Source organism: Frankia sp. QA3 (assembly GCF_000262465.1).
GTDB lineage: Bacteria > Actinomycetota > Actinomycetes > Frankiales > Frankiaceae > Frankia.
Genome location: NZ_CM001489.1, coordinates 3,247,739 through 3,272,020, shown reverse-complemented (window position 1 = coordinate 3,272,020; position 24,282 = coordinate 3,247,739). Strand labels below are relative to the sequence as shown.

21 protein-coding genes are annotated in these 24,282 nt (G+C 75.4%); 16 read left to right on the top strand and 5 right to left on the bottom strand.

Annotation, left to right across the window (positions count from 1 at the left end; all coding sequences use genetic code 11):
• Positions 1 to 48: 48 nt before the first annotated feature.
• The 6 genes from FRAQA3DRAFT_RS38255 to FRAQA3DRAFT_RS13460 all read left to right on the top strand — a co-directional run bounded on the left by FRAQA3DRAFT_RS38255 (position 49) and on the right by FRAQA3DRAFT_RS13460 (position 4,406).
• Complete coding sequence (locus FRAQA3DRAFT_RS38255; protein ID WP_009739588.1) at positions 49 to 774, top strand: hypothetical protein; 726 nt, start codon at positions 49 to 51, stop codon at positions 772 to 774.
• Positions 775 to 839: 65 nt separating this feature from the next.
• Positions 840 to 1,424, top strand: a complete 585-nt coding sequence (locus tag FRAQA3DRAFT_RS13475; protein WP_009739587.1) for an SAV_6107 family HEPN domain-containing protein — start codon at positions 840 to 842, stop codon at positions 1,422 to 1,424.
• Between the two features lie 90 nt (positions 1,425 to 1,514).
• Positions 1,515 to 1,670 (top strand): hypothetical protein, encoded by a 156-nt coding sequence (locus FRAQA3DRAFT_RS35040; RefSeq protein WP_009739586.1) that lies wholly within the window; start codon positions 1,515 to 1,517, stop codon positions 1,668 to 1,670.
• 56 nt (positions 1,671 to 1,726) lie between these two features.
• Positions 1,727 to 2,614 (top strand): class I SAM-dependent methyltransferase, encoded by an 888-nt coding sequence (locus tag FRAQA3DRAFT_RS13470; protein ID WP_009739585.1) that lies wholly within the window; start codon positions 1,727 to 1,729, stop codon positions 2,612 to 2,614.
• Positions 2,604 to 3,824 carry a DNA polymerase IV gene (dinB, locus tag FRAQA3DRAFT_RS13465; RefSeq protein ID WP_009739584.1) on the top strand — a complete coding sequence of 407 codons (1,221 nt, stop codon included), beginning with the start codon at positions 2,604 to 2,606 and terminating at the stop codon, positions 3,822 to 3,824. Before FRAQA3DRAFT_RS13470 ends, dinB begins: the two co-directional genes overlap by 11 nt.
• Positions 3,825 to 3,992: 168 nt before the next feature.
• Positions 3,993 to 4,406 carry a DUF3040 domain-containing protein gene (locus FRAQA3DRAFT_RS13460; protein ID WP_009739583.1) on the top strand — a complete coding sequence of 138 codons (414 nt, stop codon included), beginning with the start codon at positions 3,993 to 3,995 and terminating at the stop codon, positions 4,404 to 4,406.
• Between the two features lie 78 nt (positions 4,407 to 4,484).
• Here FRAQA3DRAFT_RS13460 and FRAQA3DRAFT_RS13455 read toward each other — a convergent pair whose 3' ends face one another.
• Genes FRAQA3DRAFT_RS13455 through FRAQA3DRAFT_RS13445 form a run of 3 tightly spaced genes read right to left on the bottom strand, consistent with a single transcriptional unit; the run spans position 4,485 to position 9,531 of the window.
• Entirely contained in the window at positions 4,485 to 7,124 is a 2,640-nt protein-coding gene (locus FRAQA3DRAFT_RS13455; protein ID WP_009739582.1) for a DUF3488 and transglutaminase-like domain-containing protein, read from the bottom strand.
• On the bottom strand, positions 7,121 to 8,494 hold the full coding sequence (locus FRAQA3DRAFT_RS13450) for a DUF58 domain-containing protein (protein WP_009739581.1): 1,374 nt from the start codon (positions 8,492 to 8,494) through the stop codon (positions 7,121 to 7,123). The genes FRAQA3DRAFT_RS13455 and FRAQA3DRAFT_RS13450 overlap by 4 nt, the downstream gene beginning before the upstream one ends.
• 8 nt (positions 8,495 to 8,502) lie before the next feature.
• Positions 8,503 to 9,531: a MoxR family ATPase gene (locus FRAQA3DRAFT_RS13445; RefSeq protein WP_009739580.1), complete on the bottom strand. Its 1,029-nt coding sequence runs from the start codon at positions 9,529 to 9,531 to the stop codon at positions 8,503 to 8,505.
• Positions 9,532 to 9,976: 445 nt separating this feature from the next.
• Between FRAQA3DRAFT_RS13445 and mraZ the strand changes: the two genes are divergently transcribed.
• From mraZ to murG, 10 genes are all read left to right on the top strand, one after another.
• Positions 9,977 to 10,408 (top strand): division/cell wall cluster transcriptional repressor MraZ, encoded by a 432-nt coding sequence (mraZ, locus tag FRAQA3DRAFT_RS13440; RefSeq protein WP_009739579.1) that lies wholly within the window; start codon positions 9,977 to 9,979, stop codon positions 10,406 to 10,408.
• A gap of 262 nt (positions 10,409 to 10,670) precedes the next feature.
• Positions 10,671 to 11,648, top strand: a complete 978-nt coding sequence (rsmH, locus tag FRAQA3DRAFT_RS13435; protein WP_009739578.1) for a 16S rRNA (cytosine(1402)-N(4))-methyltransferase RsmH — start codon at positions 10,671 to 10,673, stop codon at positions 11,646 to 11,648.
• Positions 11,645 to 12,568, top strand: coding sequence for a hypothetical protein (locus tag FRAQA3DRAFT_RS13430; RefSeq protein WP_009739577.1), 924 nt, complete (start codon positions 11,645 to 11,647; stop codon positions 12,566 to 12,568). The genes rsmH and FRAQA3DRAFT_RS13430 overlap by 4 nt, the downstream gene beginning before the upstream one ends.
• A complete protein-coding gene (locus FRAQA3DRAFT_RS13425; protein ID WP_009739576.1) occupies positions 12,565 to 14,859 on the top strand; it encodes a penicillin-binding protein 2 in 2,295 nt (764 codons plus the stop codon). The genes FRAQA3DRAFT_RS13430 and FRAQA3DRAFT_RS13425 overlap by 4 nt, the downstream gene beginning before the upstream one ends.
• Positions 14,860 to 14,952: 93 nt before the next feature.
• Entirely contained in the window at positions 14,953 to 16,509 is a 1,557-nt protein-coding gene (locus FRAQA3DRAFT_RS13420) for a UDP-N-acetylmuramoyl-L-alanyl-D-glutamate--2,6-diaminopimelate ligase (RefSeq protein ID WP_035920950.1), read from the top strand.
• A complete protein-coding gene (gene murF / locus FRAQA3DRAFT_RS13415) occupies positions 16,506 to 17,909 on the top strand; it encodes a UDP-N-acetylmuramoyl-tripeptide--D-alanyl-D-alanine ligase (protein WP_009739574.1) in 1,404 nt (467 codons plus the stop codon). Before FRAQA3DRAFT_RS13420 ends, murF begins: the two co-directional genes overlap by 4 nt.
• Before the next feature lie 49 nt (positions 17,910 to 17,958).
• Complete coding sequence (gene mraY / locus FRAQA3DRAFT_RS13410) at positions 17,959 to 19,026, top strand: phospho-N-acetylmuramoyl-pentapeptide-transferase (protein WP_009739573.1); 1,068 nt, start codon at positions 17,959 to 17,961, stop codon at positions 19,024 to 19,026.
• Between the two features lie 4 nt (positions 19,027 to 19,030).
• A complete protein-coding gene (gene murD / locus FRAQA3DRAFT_RS13405; RefSeq protein ID WP_009739572.1) occupies positions 19,031 to 20,404 on the top strand; it encodes a UDP-N-acetylmuramoyl-L-alanine--D-glutamate ligase in 1,374 nt (457 codons plus the stop codon).
• A gap of 2 nt (positions 20,405 to 20,406) precedes the next feature.
• Positions 20,407 to 21,888: a putative lipid II flippase FtsW gene (gene ftsW, locus FRAQA3DRAFT_RS13400; protein ID WP_009739571.1), complete on the top strand. Its 1,482-nt coding sequence runs from the start codon at positions 20,407 to 20,409 to the stop codon at positions 21,886 to 21,888.
• A gap of 3 nt (positions 21,889 to 21,891) precedes the next feature.
• Entirely contained in the window at positions 21,892 to 23,022 is a 1,131-nt protein-coding gene (gene murG / locus FRAQA3DRAFT_RS13395) for an undecaprenyldiphospho-muramoylpentapeptide beta-N-acetylglucosaminyltransferase (protein WP_009739570.1), read from the top strand.
• Between the two features lie 66 nt (positions 23,023 to 23,088).
• Here the strand turns inward: murG and FRAQA3DRAFT_RS13390 are convergent, their stop codons facing one another.
• A complete protein-coding gene (locus tag FRAQA3DRAFT_RS13390; protein ID WP_009739569.1) occupies positions 23,089 to 23,595 on the bottom strand; it encodes a nitroreductase family deazaflavin-dependent oxidoreductase in 507 nt (168 codons plus the stop codon).
• A 116-nt stretch (positions 23,596 to 23,711) separates the two neighbouring features.
• The coding region (locus FRAQA3DRAFT_RS13385; RefSeq protein WP_009739568.1) for a glutamate ligase domain-containing protein at positions 23,712 to 24,282 on the bottom strand (571 nt) is incomplete at its 5' end.

Genomic DNA, 24,282 nt, shown 5'->3' with positions numbered 1-24,282 from the left:
CGACGGACCGCCGGCAGTCGGCCGGCGCGGTGTGGAGGTGTCGGGATCATGGCGATCGCGATGACGAGGATCCTGTCGCGACGGCCCGGGGCGCAGGGGCGCGCGCCGACGCCGTCGGGGGCCGGGACACGGCCGTTGCCGGGACCCGGTGCCGGGGCGGACGTCCTCCCGCGGCGGGCCGGCGGTCTGCCGCACGAGCTGGTCTTCCGGGTCGCCTCGGCGAGCCGGCGCAGCGCGGTCCGGCAGGTGCGGGTCGAGACCGACGAGGAGGCGGTGCTCGCCGACTGGGCGTCGCGGGGGCGGGTCGAGCTGATGGCCGCCCGGCGCCCGTTCGTTCTGGAGCTGGATCTCGACGGCCGGGGCGTGCGTCTCGTCGAGCCGATGGGGCGGGTGCCGGTCGCGGCCTTCGCGGCCGGCCGGGCCGGCGGCCGGGTGCGCCTGGCGGACGGCGGCGTGCTGCGGTGGCTCACGCCGACCCGCGGCGAGTTCTCCAGCGGCCTGGTGGGGCACCGCGAGGTCAACATCATCCGGTTCGCGCTGGACGGGACGGCGCTCGTCGTGGCCGATCCCGACCTGCTCGACCCGGAGGTCGCCCGGGTGGTCCGGGTGTCGGACGCGGGTCCGGGGGATACCCGTCGGGGGGATGTCCCGGACCCGCGCCTGGGCTGGCTGCCCGACGTGGTGGCGCTGCTCGTGCTGGCCTGGTTCCTGCGCCTGCTCGAGTCCACCTCCGCCGCGTCGGCTCGCTCGCGTGTTCGAGACCTGGGTGTTTGACGGGTCGACCGAGAGGGGGTTACCTTCCAGGTATTCGAACCTGTGTTCGATGTCGGGAGGGTGTCATGGCTGTCGTGAGTCGGCTTGTCAGCGGCGCGGGCCCCGTGGGCGGAGCCGTCGGGGTGGAGGGTACGTTCACCGGGCGCGGAGCATCCAGCGGGGCGCCCGAGCGGGCCCTCCTGCCCGCCGCGGGGCTGCCCTACCGTTCCCGGGACGAGCTGCTTGCCGCCGCCCGGCGCGGTCTTGGGGAGGCGGAGTACGCCCCCCGGGCCGGGGAGCGGTACGCCCTGGCCCATCTCGCCGCACTGCGGGCCGCCGCCGCCGTGCTGGCGGATCGGGCGCGGCCCCGGCCGGGCCGGCGGGGCCGGCCGGTCAGTGCCTGGTGCCTGCTCGTGCGGGTGGCTCCCGAGCTCGCCCAATGGGCGGACTTCTTCGCGGCGGGCGCCCGTCGGCGGGCGGCCGCCGAGGCCGGCCTGAACGTGGTGGGCCGGCGGGAGGCCGACGATTTGATCCGTCAGGTCGACCAGTTCATCGGCGTCGTCGAGGGCGCGCTGGGGCTGCCGTCCCAGCCGGTGCTTGCCGGCACCGGTCCCGCCGACGCCGCGGGTGGGGGACACCGGCGAGCGCCTGCTGCCCGCGGTCTCCGGTGATCGTCTCGTCTGCTGTTGCGCGCAGCGTAGCTGTCCTTCACTATCGGTTATCTCTTGGGGTGTTGAGCGTGACGAAACAGGAGATCATCGATGTCTCTCACCGGTTCCGAGTCCCGGTACAGCGGCGCGCGCCGGGCCGCGCCGTCCGCCGTGGCCCGCCGCAATGCCTGGGTGCTGCGGGTCCTGGGACTGTCGGTCGGCGGGCTCGCGGTCGGTGTCGCCATCGGCCTCGTCGTGGGCCGCTGACGCGCCCGGCCCGACCGGGGGGGACCGGGACGGGCGGCGGGGAGGAGTCGATGTTGATGGCCGACCACGTGACCGGCGCCGATCTGCGGCAGGCCGCGATCTGGCACGGTCTGTGGGCCATCCTGCCCCGCCCGGCGCCGCAGGCCCCGCCGGGCGGCGGGTGGGCGGGTGGTCCGGCGGGGGCCGAGGCGGGGGTACCGGGTGGGCCCGTGGTGGGGGCGCGCCGGCCGGTCGTGGTCGACGCCGGCGGTGGCAGTGGCGGCTTCGCCGTGCCGATTGCGGCCGCCGGGTATCCGGTGATCGTGGTGGACCCCTCGCCGGACGCGCTGGCCGCTCTGCGCCGTCGCGTCGCCGAGCGGGGGCTCGACGGGCGGATCACCGCGATGCAGGGGGACCTGCGTGACCTGACCGGCCTTGTCGGCGCCGGGCAGGCCGACCTGCTGCTGTGCCATTCGGTGCTGGACGTCGTGGACGACCCGCAGAGCGCGCTCGCGCAGGCGATGGGGGTGCTGCGTCCGGGCGGTGCGCTCAGCGTCGTCGTGGCCGGCCTCGCCGCCGCGGTCCTCGCCCGAGCGTTGGCCGGGCACTTCGACGAGGCCCTCGCGGTGCTCGTCGAGGACGCGGAACCCGTGCACCGGCCGCCCGCGGCGCACCCCGGCTCGTCGGCGGGCAGGGAGTCGTCCGCCGGTCGGGTGCCTCGGCGGTTCACCACCGCCGAGGCCGTCGCGCTGGTCCGTGCGGCGGGGGCGGAGGTGCTCGACGTCCACGGAGTGCGGATCTTCGCGGATCTGGTGCCGGGGGAGCGCCTGCCCGATTCCGTCGCCATGCGGCGGCTGCTGCGCCTGGAGCTCGCGGCCGCCGGGCGGGAGCCGTTCCGGGCACTGGCGGCGCAGCTGCACGTCCTCGCCCGCAGGCCGGGCGGCACGGGGCCCCATGCACGCTGAGAGCACGATCCTGCACGTCGACATGGACGCCTTCTTCGCCTCGGTGGAGCTGCGTCGGCGGCCCGAGCTACGCGGACGGCCGATGATCGTGGCGGGGGGCGAGCGCGGTGTGGTGCTGTCGGCGACCTACGAGGCCCGGGCGTACGGGGTCCGCAGCGCGATGTCGATGACGCGGGCGCTGCGCCTGTGCCCCACCGCGGCGGTCGTCCCGCCCGACCACGCCGCCTACCGGGCGGCCTCGGTCGAGATCATGAAGATCTTCCGGGACGTCACCCCGCTGGTCGCGCCGCTGTCGGTCGACGAGGCCTTCCTTGACGTCGCGGGCGCGCGGGCGCTGTTCGGGCCGCCCCCGCGGATCGCCGCGGACATCCGCCGCAGGGTGGCGGCCGAGCAGGACCTCACCTGCTCGGTCGGCGTCGCGCCGTCGATGTTCGTCGCCAAGATCGCCTCGACCAGGTGCAAGCCGGACGGGCTGGCGGTCATCGCCCCCGACGAGGTGCTCGCCTTCCTACAGCCGCTGCCGACCGGGGCGCTGTGGGGCGTCGGTCCGCGGGCCGAGGCCGCCCTGACCCGGCTGGGGCTGCGCACGATCGGGGACATCGCGGACACCCCGGTGGACACGTTGCGCCGGGCCCTCGGGGATGCCGCCGGAACCCACCTGCACCGGCTGTCGTGGGGGATCGACGAGCGGCGGGTGGATCCCGGCGGCGCGGAGGTCACCGTCGGCGCCGAACGGACCTTCGCCACCGACATCACCGAGCCGGTCCCGCTCGCCCGGGAACTGCTGCGCCTGTCCGGACGGGTGGCCGGCCAGCTGCGGCAGCGGCACCGGCGCGCCCGGACGATCTCGGTCAAGGTGCGCTACGCCGATTTCCGGACCGTCACCCGCGCCCGCACGCTGCGTGATGGCACCGACGTGTCCCAGGTGATCTACTCCACCGCGACGGATCTGGTGACGGACCTGGGACTGCTCGGGAGCGGCCGGAGCGCCGCCATCGCGGTCCTGGCCGTGCGCCTGCTGGGGGTGCGGGCCGGCAACCTCGTCGACGCGGGGGCCGGCAGCCGGCAGCTCCTGCTCGGGGATCGGCCCGAGGGCTGGGCGGAGCTGGACCGGGTCGCCGACCGGGCGCGCGACCGGTTCGGCGCGGGTGCGGTGGGTCCGGCGTCGCTGCTCGACCGGCCCGAGGGGCCCCCGCCGGGCCCGACGTGACGACGGCGTACCCGGGCATGAACGACGCTGCTTCGGGCACGGGACAGGTGAGGTGATTGGCTCGGTTCCAACCGGCATGACGGGTTGCCTACCGCACCCGCCCGCGCATGCCTATTCTTGGTTGTCAGGTTCCGTCTGCCGGGCCTGTAGGTCGTGGGAGGAGCGTCGATGCCGCTCTCGGAGAACGAGCAGCGCCTTCTGGAGCAGATCGAGCGCGCTCTCGTCGAGGATGACCCGAAGTTCGCCAGCACCGTGCGGTCGACGGACCCCCGCACGTACCTGCTGCGCCGGGTGCGCCGCAGCGCGGTGGTCTTCCTGCTCGGGCTCGCCGTCCTGGTGGTCGGCGTGGTGCTCAACCAGGTGCCGCTCACCGTCATCCTTGGCATCCTCGGGTTCCTGATGATGCTGTTCGCCGCGCTGCGTGGGGCCGCCGACCTGCGTCGCATCAGCGGGCGGGACACGGGCGGTCGCCGGCCCGGTGGCCGGGGCCGGGGCCGGTCAAAGGGACGATCCCGGACGAAGGCGTCCTTCATGGAACGGGTCGAGGAGCGCTGGCGGCGCCGCTGGGAGGACCGTCCCTAGCCTGCGCGGGGATCGTCAGCCTGCGCGGGGATCGTCAGCCTGCGCGGGGATCGTCCCCCTTTCGGGGATCGCTTACCTTCAAGGCCCGCCCGGCCGCGGTCCGGCGCTGTGCGCCGCCTCCGGGACGCGGGCCTCGTCGGCATCGTCCACCGCCCCGGGCTTCGGCCCGTCGTCGCTGGGGCGGTCCGCTCCGGCGCCCGTGGGGCGCCACCGCAGGTATCGGCGGGCTAGCCCGGCGCGATCGCGGCCCGATTCGTCCGGCTCGCGGCGGCGGAACACCGATGGCGGCGCGAGGCGGGCCATGATCCGACGGGTTCGCGGGGCGACCGCCCAGAGTGTCCCGGAGGCGATGGCGACGTCCCGCCTCACCTCGGCGTGCGGCGGGGGGGCGGCGAGTTCCGGGGGCGCGTAGCGGGCTCGCTCCTCCGCGGCCGCCAGCCGGGCCAGCGCCTCGCGGGCCTGAGGGTACGACGGCGCGGCCGCGGTCGGGTCGGCCGACGGGTCCACCTGCGCCGCCGCGGCGGGATCGGCCTGCCGGTCGGTCGCCGGGGCGGGCTGCGACGCGGGCGCGGGCTCGGCGTCGAGGTAGGCGGTCAGCCGAGCGACCCCGGCCCGAGGCGAGTCGCTGACCCGGATCGTGACGCCGAGGTCGGAGGCTACGTCGAGAAGCTCCGCCCAGGCGTCGTGCACCTGGTCGACGGCCTGCGCGCCGGCCCGGCCGGGCGGCCCGCCGCCGGGCTCGGCCCCGTCGTCGGCTCGGCCGCTGCGCATCCGGGCGCGGCGCCGCCGGGCGCGGACGATCGCCGGGGTGGCGAGCAGGGCCGCCGCGGGGGGCACGGTCGCGCACAGCCAGATCACCCAGGCCGGGACGCCGGAGGAGGCGGCGGTGTCCTCGCCCGGGGCCGGGGGCTGCGTCGCGGTCGGGTCGCCGGGGCTCGCCGCGGCGCTGGGCACCGGCACCGGCACCGGCTCGGGCAGCGGCTGGGCCCCGGACGAGCTCTCCTGCCCCGGCGGCGCGGCCGCCCCGTCCGGGTCGTCGATGCCGGCGGGCGCGTACGAGGGCGCCGCCGTCGCCCCGTCGGAGCGGCGGGTGGGCTCGAAGCTCACCCAGCCGACCGAGGAGAACCACACCTCGGGCCAGGCGTGCGCCTGCCGGTTCGTGATCAGGTAGCTGCCGTCCGCCTGCCGCTCGCCGGGCACGAAACCGATGGCGACCCGGGCGGGGAGGTCGAGCATCCGCACCATGACGGTCATCGCGGAGGCGAACTGCTCGCAGTACCCCCGGTGCGACTCGAAGAGGAACTCGGCGAGCGCGCCTTCCTGGGTGGTCGGCGCACCCGTCAGGTCGTAGGTGAACAGCGGTCCGCGCAGGTGCTGCTGGATCGCATACACCTTCTCGTAAGGGGTGCGCGCGTTGCGGGTGACGGAGTTGACGAGCTGACGCAGGCGGGCGTCGAGATTGTCCGGCAGCGCGGTGTCGACGCCAAGGTCGTCGGGGATCGGCCCGGTCGCGGTCTCCAGCTGAGCGCGCGTCGGGTTCGGCACGATCGCGTCAACCTGGTAGCGCGCGCCCGCGGTCGAGGTCCGGGTGGAGAAGATCGTGCCGGTCGGGGCCGCCAGCCGCCAGTCGCCGGTGAGCCCCTTGATCCTGGTGGGGAGGCCCGGGACCGGCAGGTAGAGCTCGTTGAACCGGGTGGTGACCGCGATGTCCGCGCTGACCTCCGCCGTGGTGCCGCCGAGCTGCGGCTTCGGCAGCCCCTCGCTGACCCGGTTGTCCCGGGTGGCGTTGAGCGCCCGCAGGGTGAACAGCTGCCCGTCGAAGTTCTCCAACGCCGTCAGCCGCAGGTACCGCGGGGTCTGCGAACGCAGGCTGAGTAGCGGCACCTCCTTACTGGCGTGCAGCTGCTGGCTCACCGAGACGATCGGCTGCACGACGCTGGCCGAGCTCGGCCCGTCCCCGGCGCCGTAGCCGCCCTTGCGCGACACCAGCCCCTCGCCGTCCAGCGACGGCAGGCCGAGCGGCACCGCGATGGCGATGAGCAGCGCGACGAGCGCCACCCCGAGCGCGTTCACGGTGAGCCGGCCGCCGAACGCCTCGCGCTCGCCGCGCCCGCGCCGGGTGTCGGACACCGTCCGGCCCCACCGGCCGAACGCCAACCGGCCGTCCAGCAGCAGCAGCGCGACGAAGCTCGCCGCCCCCAGCAGGAACGGGACGGTGCCGACCCCGCCGGGCAGGATCGCCGCGGACACGGCGTACAGGGCCAGCAGCGGCAGCCCGCCGAGGGCCGGGCGGTCCAACGTCACCACGATCAGATCGACGACGATGACAACGAGGTAGATGCCGACGACGGTCAGGACCACCAGTCCCGGCCGGTGCGGCACCGGTGCCGCGAGCCGGGAGATGTCCGAGCTGCCGTCGGCGATGAGCGAGCGCAGCGTCCGCACCGTCCCGGCGGTCGGCAGCACCCCGAGCAGCGCCGTCCCCCGGGCGCACAGCACGGTCACGGTGCCGACGAGCCCGGCGAGGCTGAGCAGGATGCCGGCCGCGACCGGCAGCCGTAGCAAGCGGCTGAGCGTCGCGGTCGCCACGGCGACGACGACGGCGATCACGACGGGCCGCATCCACCACAGCGTCCCGTCGAACAGCCGGGACAGCGCGCTGGTGGACAGCAGGCAGGCGGCCGCGGCCACGACGGTGGGAACCGGGCGGGCGTTCACCGGGCCGCCCGGCGCGCGGCCCCGGGCTGGCCCGCGGCCCGGGCCGTCCTGGCTGCCTCGCCGACCCCGCCACGGCCTGCGCCGCCGACCCCGCCGCCATCCGCGGGGCGGGCGCCGGCGAATCCCGACTGCCCCGCCAGTGCCGTCACCCGCGGCCACACCGAGGCGAGGCTCACTCCCTGCCGCGCGACGAGCACCGCCCAGCCGGCGCGGGTCAGCGCCGACCTCGTCGCGGCGAGGTCGGCGGCGGCCGACGGGTGCGCGCCCCAGCTCGTCACGTCGACAAGGACGGCGATCGCGGGGGCGCGGCGCGAGCGTAATCCGGCCAGCGTCGTCGCCAGGGCCGTGTCGGTGTGGCCGAGCACGGCGACGAGCAGCCCGCCCCGGTCGCTGCCGGGGCGGTGCAGCGCGGCGAGCGCCGGTTGCAGCGACTCGGCGTCGGCCGGGGTGAGCGTGGCCAGCTCGTCGAGCAGCCCGGAGACGGTGGCGCCGGCCGCAGTCGTGACCTGCCCCCGGTCGGTGAGCAGGCGGACCCGGTAGCCACCGCGGACCAGGTGGATCCCGATCCCTCCGACGGCGCTGACCGCCCACTCGAACGCCGACGCGGGGCCCGAGTCCGGCCAGGCCCGCTCCCGGGTGTCGAGCAGGATCGCCGCGGCGCCGGTCTGCGGGTGCTCCTCGCGCCGAACCATCAGCTCGCCGCTGCGGGCCGTGGTCTTCCAGTGCACCTTGCGCAGGTCGTCGCCGGACCGGTACGGCCGGGTGGTCGTCTCGTCCTCGCCGACCAGGCCGGTGGCCCGGCGCAGCTCGGTGCTCACGCTCGCCGAGGCACCCGGCCGGGCCGGCGGCAGCCGCTCGATCGCGGGCGCGACGATCAGCTCGTCCAGGCTGCGGAAGCTGCGGGACAGCTCGCAGAGCCCGAACGGATCGCCGAGCCGGATCGCCATCGGCCCGATCTGGTAGCGGCCGCGGACCGCCGCGCGCAGGGCATAGGAGAGGTCACGGCTGCCGCCGGGCTCGATCCGGTCGAGCACGAAGCGGGCGCCGCCGCCCAGACCGGACCCGGTCGTGTCCTCCACCAGCAGCACCGACGACGGCGAGCGGCTGACGTTCTCGAGCTGGATGCGCACGCTGACCCGGTCGCCCGCGGTGACCCGGCGCGGTTCGAGCCGGCGCGTGCAGGACAGCCGGTAGCGGGTGCGGCAGACGATCGCCGCCGCGAGCACCGGCAGGCTCGCGATGAGCAGCCCGATGCGCAGCAGGTCCTGCTCGCCGAGGACGACCGCGGACACGGCACAAGCCGCCCCAGCGGCGAGGAAGGACCGGCCGCGGACCGTCAGGCCGCGCAGCGCCGCGACAAAGTCCCGCACACGGATCTCTAACGGCCGTGCCGGGCCGGGCGTGCCGTACCGGGGCGGGGAATGGGGATGCGGTGCAGGACCTCGGTCAGGACCCGGGCGGCGACCTCGGTGGTGGGCTCGCCGGAGAGCATGATCTCCGGGTGCAGCAGCAGGCGGTGCGCCATCACCGGGATGGCCATCTCCTGCACGTCGTCGGGCAGGACGAAGGCGCGCTGGTCCAGCGCGGCGCGGGCGCGCGCGGCCCGGATGAGGTGCAGCGCCGCCCGGGGGGACGCCCCGAGCGCGATCTCGGGATGCACCCGGGTCCCGCCGACCAGGTCGACGATGTAGTGCCGCACCTCGGGGGACACGTGCACGGTGCGCACCAGGGAGATCAGCCGGGCGATCTCGGCGGCGTCGGTGACGGGGGTGATGCCCGTCAGGGGGTTGGCGTTGCCGTGGTTGTCGAGCATCGCCATCTCGGCGGCGGGGGACGGGTAGCCCATCGAGATCCGCGCGGTGAACCGATCCCGCTGTGCCTCGGGCAGCGCCCGGGTGCCCTCCATCTCCACCGGGTTCTGGGTCGCGATGACCATGAACGGCGACTCCAGCCGATAGGTGACCCCGTCGACTGTGACCTGATGCTCCTCCATGCACTCCAGCAGGGCGGACTGCGCCTTGGGCTCGGCCCGGTTGATCTCGTCGCCGACGACGATGTTGGCGAACACCGGGCCGGGGCGGAACTCGAAGTCCCGGGTGCCCTGGTTGTAGACGCTGACGCCGGTGACGTCGCTGGGCAGCAGGTCGGGGGTGAACTGGATGCGCCGGACCCGGGCGTCGATGGAGCGGGCGAGGGCCTTGGCGAGCATGGTCTTGCCCACCCCGGGGACGTCCTCGATGAGCAGGTGACCCTCGGAGAGCAGCACCACCAGCGCGGTGGTGATCGCCTCGGACTTGCCGTCGATGACCGTCTCGACGCGCGCCCGGACCCGGTCGGCGATTTCGGCGAGGTGGCCGATGTCGGCCACCGGGTCACGCCAGTGGAGCAGACCTGGGTCGGTCACCACTAGTTGGCCCCCCTCCGGGGTCGGGCTTCGGGCTGCGCGGAGCCGGCCCCGGCGGGACCCGTCCCCCTCCCGAGTGTGACATCCACAGCGGGCGTGCAGGCCACAGTGGTCAAGGAAACTTGCCCGCGACCGGGCTGGTGATGGGGGGCGCCAGGTAGAGGTCCACCCACCCGCCGAGTCCGGGTCGGCGCGCGGGCGGATCCGCTCGATCCTCCGCTGGTAGGAGACATTCCTACCAATTTTTGGGGGTTTATACCAGCCCTTCGGGGGGCACCGCGCGCGCCTGTCATCGGAGTGGGTTCGGTGGGGTGGCGCGGGGTGTTGAGGGGGTGTCGGGTGGGGGGCGGTGGAGTAGAGTGGCGCGCAGTGGGGGGGCAGGAGCTTACGGGTGACCGTCGCGGGGTGACCTGGCGCTGTCTTCCCGGCAGTGGCGGGGAGGTTGCCGGTGTTTCTCGGCAGCCACACGCCACGGCTGGATGACAAGGGGCGGCTGACGCTGCCCGCGAAATTCCGCGACGAGTTGGAGGGGGGGCTTGTGATCACCAAGGGGCAGGAACGATGCCTGTACGTCTTCCCGATGGCGGAGTTCACCCGGATCAGCGAGTCCCTGCGCACCGCCCCGGTCACGGCGAAGGCGCTGCGTGACTACAGCCGGGTGTTCTTCTCCTCGGCTGCCGACGACGCGCCGGACCGGCAGGGGCGGATCACCATTCCCGCCCCGCTGCGCACCTACGCGGGGCTGACGCGCGACTGCGTGGTCAACGGGGCGAACACCCGGGTCGAGATCTGGGACGCCCAGCGCTGGCAGGCCTACCTGGAAAGCCAGGAGGAGAGCTTTGCCGAGCTGTCCGAGGAGGTCCTGCCCGGAGTGATCTGAGCTGCCCTGGGATCTCGCGATCCGGACGCCCGGACCACGTGTTCCGCCCGCGCCCGCACCTGCACCTCCGGCCGCCCCTTCCCCGGCGACCGGCGCAGCGGGGAGCGTGCCCGGCTGGCCACGCCTGGTGATCCCACGTGCGGATCCGCCGCCCGGCGGTGCCCGCGCGCCCTGCTCGGGATGCCGCCGCACCGGACGAGCCCGTCAGCACATCTGAAGACGAGGTCCACGAGCGGTCGAGGGAGGCTCAGCGCTGAACGCCATGCACACGCCTGTGCTGACCGACCGCGTACTGGAACTGCTGGCCCCGGCCCTGGGCACGCCGGGAGCCGTGGTGGTGGATGCCACGGTGGGGCTCGGCGGGCACGCCGCCGCCCTGCTCGGGGCCTTCCCCGAGGTCCGGGTCGTCGGTCTCGATCGTGATCCTGATGCCCTGGCGCACAGCGGCGAGCGGCTGCGCGCGCTCGCGCCCGACCGGGTGCGGCTCGTCCACGCCGTCTACGACGAGATCGGCACGGTCCTCGCCAGCCTCGGCCACCCGCGGGTGCAGGGCGTCCTGTTCGACCTCGGGGTCTCGTCGCTGCAGCTCGACACCGACGCGCGCGGGTTCGCCTACTCCCGGGACGCGCCGCTGGACATGCGGATGGACGCCACCCGCGGCCGGACGGCCGCCGAGGTCCTCAACACCTACGACGTCGCCGAGCTGGCGCGGATCCTGCGGGACTACGGCGAGGAGCGGTTCGCCCGCCGCATCGCGGAGTCGATCGTCCGGGCCCGCGGCGTCGAGCCGTTCACCACCTCGGCGCGGCTGGTCGACCTCGTCCGCGACGCCATCCCGGCGCCGGCCCGCCGGACCGGCGGCAATCCGGCCAAGCGCACCTTCCAGGGGCTGCGCATCGAGGTCAACTCCGAGCTGGACGTGCTCGCCCGGGCATTACCCGCCGCGTTCGACGCGCTGGCCGTCGGCGGCCGGCTCGTCGTGCTGTCCTACCACTCCCTCGAGGACCGGCTGGTCAAGCGGGAGCTGCGCGGCTACGCGGAGACGCTGGTGCCGCCGGACATGCCGGTGGTGCCGGCCGGTGCCGAGCCGCGGTTGCGCTGGCTCACCCGCGGCGCGGAACCGGCGAGCGAGGTCGAGAAGTCCGACAACCCGCGGGCGGCGTCCGTGCGGTTGCGGGCCGCCGAACGTACGGCTCCGAACCCGGACCGCGCCCAGCCCACCATCGGAGGTGCATCGTGACCGCTCCCGCGCAGCCGCTTTCTCGAGCGGGGCGGGCCGGCGGCGGCCGCGCCGGCGGCCCCCCCACCGGTGCCCGGGCGGGCCGGGCGCCGGGCGCCGGGGCGGTGCGCACCGCCGCGGCGACGGCCCCGGTCCTCGATCCGCCACTGCGGCGGGCCCCTGCCCGGACGCGGCTCACGGTGGTCCGCCCGGCCCCGGCGGGCGCCCGCAAGGGGCCGTTCGTCGTCCTGCTGTTGGTGCTGCTCGGTGCCGGCCTGCTGGGTCTGCTGCTGCTCAACCTCGCGCTGATGCAGAACTCGTTCCAGGAGAACGCCCTGCGTAACCGGGCCTCCGCCCTGGCGGACGAGGAGCAGTCGCTCATGGTGCGGGCCGACCAGCTCTCCGACCCGGCGGCGCTGGCTGCCCAGGTCAGCCGTTACGGCATGGTGCCCGGCGGGGTGCCAGAGTACCTCGCGCCGGGCTCGCCGCTGCCGCCGGGCGCCCGGGTGCTGGCCCGGGAGCCGGGCAGCGGCTCGGTACTGGTGATCGTGCCCGCACCGGCGGGCCAGCAGCCCGCGGCCGGCACGGGCGCGGCCACCACGGCCACCACGGCCACCACGGCCACCACGGGTACCACGGCCAGTACGGGTACCACGGCCAGTACGGGTGCGACCGCGGCCGGTGCCGCGGGCACCGCCATCGGGGCGGAAACGACCGCGGCCGGCGCCGCGGGCGCCACCGGGACCGGCACGAGCGGCGTGGCGACCGGTGGTGGGGCAGCCGGCGGCGCGGCGGCCGGTGCGGCCGTGGGGTCGCAGCCGGCCTCGGAGACCGCACCAGCGCCGGGTGCCACCAGCAGCGGGCCGGGCACCGGGGCGACGTCGGGCACGGCGGCATCGACCGGCACCGCCACCGCCGACCGGGGTGGGCCCGCGCAGTGAGCTCCACGCTCTCCGGCTCACCCCGGCGGGGGCGCGGTCGACTACGGCTGGTGACCCCGCCGCCGGCCTCCGTGCACGGTGGCAGGTTGCGCCGCGACGACGACCAGGATCCCGGCCAGGCGGACGACCGGGATGACGGCGACCCGGGCCGCGCACCTGGCCGGCCCGGTCAGCGGGCGGGCCGTGCCCGAGCCGCGCAGGAGCACCCGCGGGCGCGCCGGGGAGGCGCCGTCCGGGGAGGCGGCCGGGGAGGCAGCGCCCGGCGGTATGACACCCGAGCAGGCACCGCCCACGGGCACAGTGACCGCTACCGCGACCACGACGACCTCGACTACGACGACTACGACCACGTCGACGACTACGACCACGTCGACGACTTCGATGACGTCGACGACTTCGATGACGTCGACGACGCGGAGGGCCGCCGCGTGTACCGGCCGGGGGCGATGCCCCGCGGGGCCGGTGCCGGGCGAGGCCGGCCCGTGCGCGGCGGCGGCGGGCGTGCCGGTGGTGGCCGTCGGCCACCGCGTCCGCCGGTCCGGCGCAACTACCGGCTGGGCAGCCCGCGGCGGCGGCTGCGGGTGGCGATCGTGTTCATGTGCGCGCTGCTCGGCGTCCTCGCCCTGCGACTGACCCAGCTCCAGGGCTTCTCGGCGTCGACCTACGCGGCCCAGGCCGAGGCCCAGCGGCTGCGCACGATCGTGCTGCCCGCGGTGCGCGGCGCGATCACCGACCGGTCCGGCCACACCCTCGCCCAGCACGTCGAGCTGCGCGCCGTCTACGCGAACCCGACGAACGTCAAGGACATCGGCGCGACCGCCGCGAAGCTCGCCCCCGTGCTCGAGGACAGCGTCGACGAGCTGACGACGCTGCTGACCAGGAATCTGGCCAAGCACATCCAGTTCGTCTACCTCGCCCGCGGCCTGACCCCCGAGGTCGCGAAGAAGGTCAGCGCGCTGCAGCTGCGCGGCATCGGCATCACCGAGGAACGCGGCCGCACCTACCCCGCCGGGCCGCTGGCGGCCAACGTCATCGGGTTCATGCGGCAAGGTGACGGCGGCATCCTGGAGGGCGGCGGCGGGCTGGAACTCGCATACGACAAGGTGTTGCGGGGGACCGACGGCCTACGCCAGCTGTTGGCCAACCCGGAGGGCATCGAGATCCCCTCCGGGCAGAGCCGACAGCGCAACCCCGTGCCGGGCTCGGCGCTGCGGCTCACCCTCGACCGTGACATCCAGTGGAACGCCCAGCAGGCCATCGCCGACGCGGTGCGCTCCTCCGAGGCCGACGGCGGCACGGTCGTCGTGATGGATCCCCGCACCGGGGACATCCTCGCGATGGCCGACGCGCCCGAGTTCGACCCGCGCAACATCACCGCGCGGGACAACGCGGCGCTGGGCAACCGCTCCACCCGGGACGCCTACGAGCCCGGCAGCGTCAACAAGGTGATCACGATGGCCGCCGCGCTCGACCGCGGGCTCATCACCGCCGAGACACCGCTGACCATCCCACCGTCGATCATCCGCGGCGGGGTGCGCATCGAGGACTCCGAGGAGCATGGCGTCGAGCACCTGACCGCCGCCGGGGTGCTGGCCCGCTCCAGCAACATCGGCACCGTGGAGATCGCCGAACGGGTCGGCCGGCCGGCGATGGAGCAGGCGCTGCGCGCCTTCGGCCTCGGCGCGAAGACGGGACTGCACTTCCCCGGCGAGGGCAGCGGCCTGCTGCCGCCGGCGAAGGCATGGTCGGGCAGCCAGACCGCGACCATCTCCTACGGGCAGGGCATGTCGGCGACGGCGCTGCAGATGGCGTCGGTCTACGCCACCGTCGCCAACGGCGGCGTGCGGGTCACCCCCCGCCTCGTCGACGCCGTCACCGGCCCGGACGGGACCGTCCAGGTCACCCCGCACCCCCCCGGCCAGCGGGTGATCAGCGCGCAGACCGCGGCGACGCTCAGCCGGATGCTGGAGGCGGTCGCGACGAACGAGGGCACCGCGCCGCTCGCCGAGGTCCCCGGCTACCGGGTGGCCGGCAAGACCGGCACGGCGTACCGGCCGGACCCGGTGCACGGCGGCTACCAGGGCTACGTCTCGTCGTTCATCGGCTTCGCCCCGGCCGACGACGCGAAGGTCGTCGTCGAGGTCGTCCTGGACAACCCGAAGAAGGGGTACTTCGGCGGGGAGGTCGCCGCGCCGGTGTTCCAGGGCGTGATGAGCTTCGCCCTGACCACCCTCGGCGTGCCGCGGCCCACGACGAAGCCGTCGCCGCTCGTCCTCGACCTGGACAAGTAGTCCGGACCCGTCCGCGTGCGGCATTCGGTGGACCACCGCCGTGCCCGGGCTCCCCTGCCGATGGCCGCGCTTGCTCCCACTAAGGTCGTCAGCGTGACCCCACCGGCACCCCGACCGGCCGCCCCGACGGCGTGCGGCCTGGCTGATCTGCGCGCGGTGCTCACGGCCGCGGCACCCGCACCGGCGTTCGCCCCGCCGCCCGCCGGCCCCGGTCCGGACGCGGCGGTGCGCGGCGTCACCCACGACTCCCGCCGGGTGCGGCCCGGCGACCTGTACGCGGCGCTGCCCGGCGCGCACGTGCACGGTGCCGACTTCGCCGCCGCCGCGCTCGCCGGCGGCGCGGTGGCGGTGCTCACCGACGCCGAGGGCGCGCGGCGGATCGCCGCCGCGGGCGGCCCGGTGGCCGCGCTGCCGGTGCTCGTCAGCGCCGACCCGCGCCGCGACCTCGCCCCGGTGGCGGCGCGCGTCCACGGCGACCCGTCGGCGGCGCTGCGCCTGCTCGGCGTCACCGGGACCAACGGCAAGACGACGACCGCGTTCCTGCTCGACGCCGGGCTGCGCGCGGCGGGCCACACCACCGGGCTGATCGGCACGGTGGAGACCCGCATCGCCGGGGACCGCCTGGCCAGCGCCCACACCACCCCGGAGGCCAGCGACCTGCAGGCGCTGCTGGCGACCATGGTCGAACGGGGCGTGGACGCGGCCGCCATGGAGGTCTCCAGCCACGCGCTGGCCCAGCACCGGGCGGACGCGCTGCACTTCGCCGGGGCGCTGTTCACCAACCTCAGCCAGGACCATCTGGACTTCCATCCCACGATGGAGGACTACTTCGAGGCGAAGGCGTCGCTGTTCGCGCCGGGCCGGGCGTCCGCCGCGGTGATCGGCGTGGGCGACGAGTGGGGCCGGCGGCTGGCGCGCCGGCGTCCGGACGCGGTCACCTTCGCCGTCGACGGCCCCGCCGACTGGACGGCCCGCGACGTCACCGCCGGCCCCACCGGCAGCGAGCTGCTGGCCGCCGGGCCGGGCGGCGAGCGGGTGGAGCTGTCCGTCCCGCTGCCGGGTATGTTCAACATCGTCAACGCGCTGGGCGCGCTGGCGCTGCTCGTCGCGGTCGGGGTCGACCCGGCCGCCGCGGCCGCCGGGATCGGTTCGCTGCCCGGCGTGCCCGGTCGGATGGAGCGGGTCGACGCCGGCCAGCCGTTCCTGGCCCTGGTCGACTTCGCGCACACCCCGGACGCGGTCACGACGCTGCTGGCGACCGTCCGTCCCCTGGTGAAGGGCAGGATCATCATCGTGCTCGGCTGCGGCGGCGACCGTGACCGCGGCAAGCGCCCGCTCATGGGCGCCGCCGCCGCCACCCTCGCCGACCTCGCGATCCTCACCAACGACAACCCGCGCTCGGAGGACCCGGCAGACATCCTCGCCGCGATGCTCGCCGGGGTGCCGGCCGCCGCGCCCCCGGGGCGGGTGCGGGTCGAACCGGACCGGGCCGCCGCGATCGCCGCGGCCGTCGCCGCCGCCGGCCCGCAGGACGCCGTCGTCGTCGCCGGCAAGGGGCACGAGTCCGGGCAGGAGCAGGCCGGGGTGGTGACCCCGTTCGACGACCGGGTGGTGCTGCGGGCGGCGCTGGACGCGGCGGCGCGCGGATGATCCCGCTGACCCTCGCCGAGGTCGCCGCGGCGACCGGCGGACGCCTAGACGCGGTCCCCAACCCGGCCGCCGTGGTCCGCGCCGTGGCCGTGGACTCCCGCCAGGTCGGCGCCGGCACGCTGTTCGTCGCCCTGGTCGGTGCCCGTTCCGACGGGCACGACTTCGCCGCCGCCGCGGTGGCCGCGGGGGCGCCGGCGGTGCTCGCCGCCCGGCCGCTCGGCGTGCCGGCGGTCGTCGTGGCCGATCCGGCCGCCGCGCTCGCCGCCCTCGCCGCGCACGTGCGCGACATCGCCCGCGCCACCGTCGTCGCCGTCACCGGCTCGGCGGGCAAGACCACCACCAAGGACCTGCTCGCCGACCTGCTCGCCGAGCTCGGCCCGACGGTGGCCGCGCCCGGGTCGTTCAACAACGAGATCGGCCTGCCGCTGACCCTGCTGCGCACCGAACCGGACACCGCGTTCGTCGTGCTGGAGATGGGCGCGCGCGGCCTCGGGCACATCGCCACCCTGTGCGCGGTGGCCCGCCCGTCCGTCGGGGCGGTGCTCAACGTCGGCAGCGCGCACGTCGGCGAGTACACCGACGGCCGGCTCGGCATCGCCGCGGCCAAGGGCGAGCTCGCCGAGGCCGCCCGGGACGCCGTGGTCCTCAACGCCGACGACCCGCTGGTCGCGGCGATGGCGCCGCGGGCGCGCGCCGAGGTCATCACCTTCGGCGAGGGCGCCGCCGCGGACGTGCGCGGCGCCGACGTCCGCGTCGACCCGCTGGGGCATGCCTCGTTCGACCTGCTCGCCGGCGGCGAGCGCCACCGGGTCACCCTCGGCCTCGTCGGCGCGCACCAGGTGCCCAACGCGCTCGCGGCGGCGGCCGTCGCCCTGCGCCTCGGCCTGAGCCCCGCGCGGACCGCGGCGGCGCTCGGGGCGGCGAAGGCGCGCAGCCGCTGGCGGATGGAGGTCACCCGGACCGCCGCCGGGGTCGTCGTCGTCAACGACGCCTACAACGCCAACCCCGAGTCGATGCGCGCCGCCCTGGCGACGCTGGTCGACATGCGCGGGGCGGGCCGGGCGATCGCGGTGCTCGGGGGCATGGGGGAGCTCGGCGACGCCGCCGACGACGCGCACGACGCGCTCGGCCGGCTCGCCGTCCGGCTCGGGATCGACCAGGTGATCGCGGTGGGGCCGGCGGCTCGGCGCGTCCACCTCGCGGCGTCGCTGGAGGGTTCCTGGGACGGCGAGTCGGTGTGGGTGGCGGACGCCGACGAGGCGGTGGCGACGGTGGTCGCGCTCGCCCGGCCGGACGACGTCGTGCTGGTCAAGGCCAGCCGGTCCTACGGCCTGGAGCGCGTCGCCGAGGACGTGGTGACGAGGTTCGGCGTGGTCGGCGCCGGGATCGAGGGGGCATGAGGACGGATCGCTGGGTGCACCGGGGCGGACACGCGCGGGTGACACACGCGTGAGAGGCGTTCTTATCGCGGCCATGGTCGCGTTGGTCGTGTCGTTGCTCGGTACGCCCTGGGTGATCCGGTTCTTCCGCCGGCAGGGGTACGGGCAGGAGATCCGCGAGGACGGCCCGTCGAGCCACCTGACCAAGCGCGGCACGCCCACCATGGGCGGCACCGTGATCATCGTGGCGACGCTGGTCGGCTACTTCCTCGCCCACCTGGTCACCGGGATCGGCTTCACCGCCTCGGGCCTGCTCGTCCTGCTGGTGATGACCGGGCTCGGCATCGTGGGCTTCCTCGACGACTGGATCAAGATCCGCAAGCAGCGCAGCCTCGGGCTCACCGCCCGGATGAAGTTCGCCGGCCAGGCCGCGGTCGCGCTCGCGTTCGGCCTGCTCGCCGTCCGGTTCAAAAACGACGCCGGGCTGCTGCCGGGGTCGACGTACATCTCGATCGTGCGCGACACGTCGCTGACGGTCGGCATCGTCGCCTTCCCGCTGCTGGCCTGGATCATCATCGCCGCGACGTCGAACGCGGTGAACCTCACCGACGGCCTCGACGGCCTCGCGGCCGGCACGTCGGCGATGGTGTTCGGCGCCTACGTGGTCATCTCGTTCTGGCAGTTCGGCAACCTGTGCGAGCCGGGGAACTCCCCGGCGGGCTGCTACGCGGTGCGCGACCCGCTGGACGTGGCGCTCGTCGCGGCGGCGGCGATGGGGGCCTGCTTCGGCTTCCTGTGGTGGAACGCCAGCCCGGCGAAGATCTTCATGGGGGACACCGGCTCGCTCGCGCTCGGTGGCGCGTTCGCCAGCATCGCCATCGTCAGCCGGACCGAGCTGCTGCTCGTCGTCCTCGGCGGCCTGTTCGTCATCGAGACCCTGTCCGTCATGATCCAGGTGGCGTTCTTCAAGGCGACGAAGAAGCGCGTGTTCAACATGGCGCCGATCCACCATCACTTCGAACTCGCCGAATGGCCCGAGACGACGGTGATCATCCGGTTCTGGATCGTCTCCGGGCTCGCGGTGGCCTTCGGGCTCGGCCTGTTCTACGCCGAGTTCCTCTCCCACGGAGGTGGCTAGCCCCATGGCCGCAGCGGCGCCGCGTACCTGGACGGGGCTGCCCGTGCTCGTCGTCGGGGCAGGGGTGTCGGGCCTCGCCGCGGCCCGCGCGCTGCTCGCCCGTGGCGCCCGGGTGCGGGTCGTCGACGCCGGCGACACCGAGCGGCACCGCGCAGCCGCCGCCGACCTGCGGGCGTTCGGGGCGACGGTGGAGCTCGGCGGGTTGCCGGCGGGTCCCGGCGGCGCAGCCCTCGTCGTGACGTCGCCGGGCGTGCCGCCGACCGCGCCGCTGATCACCGGGTCGGCCGCCGCGGGGGTGCCGGTGTGGGGGGAGGTCGAGCTCGCCTGGCGTTGGCGCGGCGCCACCCGCTGGCTCGCCGTGACCGGCACGAACGGCAAGACCACGACCACCGAGATGCTCGGGGCGATGCTCGCCGCGGGGGGCCGGCGTGCGACCACCGCCGGCAACATCGGCACGCCGATCGTCGAGGCCGTCACCGCCGAGCCCCCGTACGAGGCGCTCGCGGTGGAGCTGTCCAGCTTCCAGCTCCACTACACCCACAGCGCGGCGCCGCTGGCCGCGGCGGTACTCAACGTCGCCCCGGACCACCTCGACTGGCACGGCGGCGCGGACGCCTACGCCGAGGCGAAGGCGCGGATCTGGCGTGATCCGGCGACGATCGCGATCGGCAACGCCGACGACGCGGCGAGCACCCGGCTGCTCGCGGGGGCGCCGGGCCGCCGCGAGCTGTTCGGCCGGGACCCGGGGGCCCGACCCGCGCCGGGGCTGACCGTCGTGGACGGTCACCTCGTCGACCACGCCTTCGGCGGCGGGCGGCTCGTCGCCGTGCGCGACCTGCGGGTCGCCGGCCCCCATATGATCTCCAACGCGCTGGCCGCGGCGGCGCTGGCCCGCGCCGAGGGGGTGGACCCCGCGGCGATCGGCGCGGCGCTCGCCGGCTTCCGCGCCGGCGCGCACCGCAACGCCGAGGTCGCCGTGATCGACGGCGTCCGCTGGGTGGACGACAGCAAGGCGACCAACCCGCACGCCGCCGCCGCGTCGCTGGCCGGCTACCCGTCGGTCGTGTGGATCGCGGGGGGCCTGAACAAGGGCCTCGACTTCGACGAGCTCGTCCGCGACGCCCGCGGCGTGCTGCGCGGCGCGGTGCTCATCGGCCGCTGCGCCGATGAGATAGCCGCCGCGCTCGCCCGACACGCCCCCGATGTCCCCGTCGAACGGGCCGCCGGCATGGACGATGCGGTGAAGGCCGCGGCGGCGCTCGCGCGCGCCGGTGACACGGTGCTCCTCGCGCCGGCCGCGGCCTCGATGGACATGTTCCGCGACTACGCGGCCCGCGGAGACCTGTTCGCCGGGGCGGTGCGCGCACGAGAGGGGTAGCCGTGGCTGGTTCGAAGCCGGTGTCGCCCTCCACCGGGGTGTCGGCGCGGCCGGTGGCCGCCCGCTCCGCCCGGGACATCCGGGATCGCAACGTCCGGGATCGCAACGTCCGGGCCGGCGGTGAGGACGGCCCGCAGGACATCGAGACCGCCGAGCTGCGGGTGCCGCTGCTCGACCGGCCGCTGGCCTCCTACTACCTGCTGCTGTCCTCGGCCGGCCTGCTGCTGCTGCTCGGGCTGGTCATGGTGCTCTCGGCGTCGAGCGTGCGCTCCTACGCCCTGTTCGGCTCGGCCTACACGCTGTTCATCCGCCAGGCGATCTGGGTGGGCATCGGCCTGCCGATCGTCGTCGTGGCCAGCCGGTTGCCGGTGCGGGCCTTCCGGGCCCTGGCCTACCCGTTGCTGGCCGGCACCGTGCTCATGCTCATGGCGGTGCTCATCCCCGGCATCGGCAGCGTGCGTGGCGGGGCCCGGCAGTGGATCGTCGTCGGCCCGATCACCATCCAGCCCAGCGAGCTGGCGAAGATCGCCCTGGTGCTGTGGTGCTCGGACCTGCTGGTGCGCAAGCGCCGGCGGCTGGCCGACCCGAAGCACCTGTTCGTCCCGCTGGTGCCGGTGTTCCTTTTCATCGACCTGCTGCTGCTGCTCGAACCGGACCTCGGTGGCGCGATCTGCGTGACGGTCGTCCCGCTGACCATCCTGTGGGTGATCGGCACCCCGAAGCGCTTCTACGGCGCGGTGCTGGGCTCGATGATCCTCGCGGCGTCGGTGCTCGCCGTCATCGAGCCCTACCGGATCCGGCGGCTGCTGTCGTTCACCGACCCCTTCGCCGACGCCAGCGGCGACGGCTTCCAGGCCGTCCAGGGCATCTACGCGCTGTCCACCGGCGGCTGGTGGGGGGACGGACTCGGCGCCTCCCGGGCGAAGTGGCCGGAGCTGCTGCCCGCGGTGCACACCGACTTCATTCTCGCGATCATCGGCGAGGAGCTGGGTCTGATCGGCAGCCTCGTGGTGGTCGGGCTGTTCGGCGTGCTCGGCTACGCGGGCCTGCGCATCGCCCACCGCTCCGACGACCTGTTCGTCCGGCTGGCCGCCGCCGGCGTCACCGCCTGGATCATCGTGCAGGCGGTGGTGAACATGGGGGCGGTCGTCGGCCTGCTGCCGATCACCGGTGTCACCCTGCCGCTGGTGTCCTTCGGCGGGTCGGCGCTGCTGCCCACCCTCGCCGCCCTCGGGATGCTGCTCTCCTTCGCCCGCTCGGAGCCGGCGGCGGCGAAGTACCTGGCCCGCCGGGCCGAGGAGCGCCGCGCGGCGCGGGCCGAGCGCGCCGGGCCGCGCCGGCGGCCGCGGCTGCCCGGCCGCCGCGCCCGCCGACCCGGCCTGGAGCTCGTGCCCGCCGACGGTCCCGACATAGCACCCGGCACCGGTGGGCGAGCGGCCGGGACCGGGCTGTCCGCGGGCCGGCCCGATGTGTCATCGTCTTGACCGATGTTGCGAAGCGTAGTGCTCGCCGGCGGCGGGACAGCCGGCCATGTCGAACCCGCGCTCGCCGTGGCGGACGCCCTGCGTGCCGCCGAGCCGCGGGTGCGGTTGACCCTGCTGGGCACGGCCACCGGCCTGGAGTCGCGCCTGGTGCCGGCCCGGGGCTACGAGCTGGCGACGGTGCCGAAGGTGCCGATGCCCCGCCGGCCCACGCCCGCGCTGCTGAAGCTGCCCGTCCGCCTGTTCGACGCGGTGCGCCAGGCGGGCGCGACGCTGGACCGGGTCCGGGCGGACGTCGTCGTCGGCTTCGGCGGGTACGTGTCGGTGCCGGCGTATCTGGCCGCCCGGCGCCGCGGCATCCCGATCGTGGTCCACGAGGCCAACCCGCTGCCCGGGATGGCCAACCGGCTCGGCGCCCGGTTCACCCCGTTCGTCGCCACCTCGTACCCGAGCACCCCGCTGCGCGGCGCGACCCTCACCGGGATCCCGCTGCGCGCGGAGATCCTCACCCTCGACCGTTCGCCGGCCGCCGCCCGCGCCGCGCGGGCCCGCTACGAGCTTGACCCGCATCGCCCGACCCTGCTCGTCTTCGGCGGCTCCCAGGGGGCGCGCAGCCTCAACCAGGTCATGACCGCGGCGGCGCATCCGCTGGCCACCGCGGGCATCCAGGTGCTGCACGCGGCCGGGCCGAAGAACTTCGACGAGGTCGCCGCGGCGCTGCCCCGCGGCCTGCCTGCCCCCTACGAGCTGCGGCCCTACCTGGACCACATTCCGTCCGCCTACGCCGCCGCCGACATGACGCTGTGCCGCTCCGGCGCGATGACCTGCGCAGAGCTTGCCGCGGTGGGCCTGCCGGCGGCCTACGTGCCGCTCCCGCACGGCAACGGCGAGCAGCGCCGCAACGCCCTGCCGACGGTCGAGGCCGGCGGTGGCCTGCTCGTCGACGACGCCGAGCTCAGCGCGGACTGGCTGCTGGCGAACGTGCTGCCGGTGCTCACCTCGGCCGAGCGGCTGGCGAAGATGTCGGCGGCGTGCGCGGGCACCGGTTACCCGCAGGCCGCCGCGGCGATCGTCGCCATGGTCCGCGACGCGGCGGCGACCCGGCGCCGTTCCCGGCCCCGCCACGCCGCCTCCTGACGCCCCCGCCGGGGCGCGGCGTGCTCCGGGTCGTGGCCTGCTTCGGTGCTGCCCGGCGGCGCAGTGTCAGCCCAGGGCGGCCAGGACGACCACCGGGATCTCGCGCTCGACCTGCTCCTGGTGGCCGCGGATGCCGGGCATCGTCTCCACCAACGCCTGGTAGAGCCGTTCCCGCTCGGCTCCGGTGGCGGTCGATGCCTGCGCGGGGAACCGGTCGGTGCCGAGCTCCACGGTGACCTTGGGGTTGGCCGTGAGGTTCCGATACCAGTCCGGATGCCGCGGGGCCGCCATGTTGGACGCGAACACGATGATGCGGCCGTGCCGGCCGTCCTGCCCGCTCCCGCCGGCCTGGTCGTCGCCCGCCGCGCCGCCGTGGGCATCGTCGGTGACGTAACCGAGCGGCGTGGTGTGTTCCCGCCCGCTGCGCCGCCCGGTCGTTGTCAGCAGCACGAGCCGGGAGCCGGGCAGCGTCTTCTCCAGTGCTCCGCCCGTCGCCCGGTATTCGGCGATCACGGTCTGGTTGACCGCCCGGATGTCGAAGCCGGGGCTGCGCGGGTCCTGCGTGTCTGACATCCACCTGATCCTCACCGGTCGCCGCCGGCCGTGCCGGCGGTGGGCGTGTTGCGGCAGTCAACCATCGACGCAGCGTCACGGCCGGGAGGATCACACCGGGTGGCGCCGCGTCGGCGTCAGCCCGGCGTCCCCTCGCGCAGCGCCGCCAGCAGCCGCGGCCCGACCGTGGTGATCGTCCCTGCACCCAGGGTGAGCAGCAGGACGCCGCCGGCCGGGGCGGCGGCGATGGGGCCGCCCAGCGGGTCGGCGGCGGCCAGCGCGTCACGGACGTCCGCGGCGAGCCGGCCGACCAGCTCCGGCCAGGGCACGTAGCCGACCGCAGCGGGCCCGGCCAGCCGCTCGACCAGATCCGTCGGGTGCCGGCCGAGGTCATCGGTCTCCCGGGCGGCGTAGATGTCGGTGACGTACACCCGGTCGGCGTCGGTGAAGGCGGTGGCGAAGCCGTCCAGCAGCGCGGCGAACCGGCTGTAGGTGTGTGGTTGGAGCACAGCCCACACCGCCCGGCCGCGGGCCCGAGAACGGGCCGCGGCGAGCGTCAGCCGGATCTCGGTCGGATGGTGCGCGTAATCATCGATGATCTCCAGGCTCTGCCCGCCCACCGGGTCGGCGACGGTGGCAGCCGGCCGGGTTTCCGATCGCGGAGCCGGCGCGCCCGGGTGGGCCGGTGTGGCACCCGACGGGTCGGCG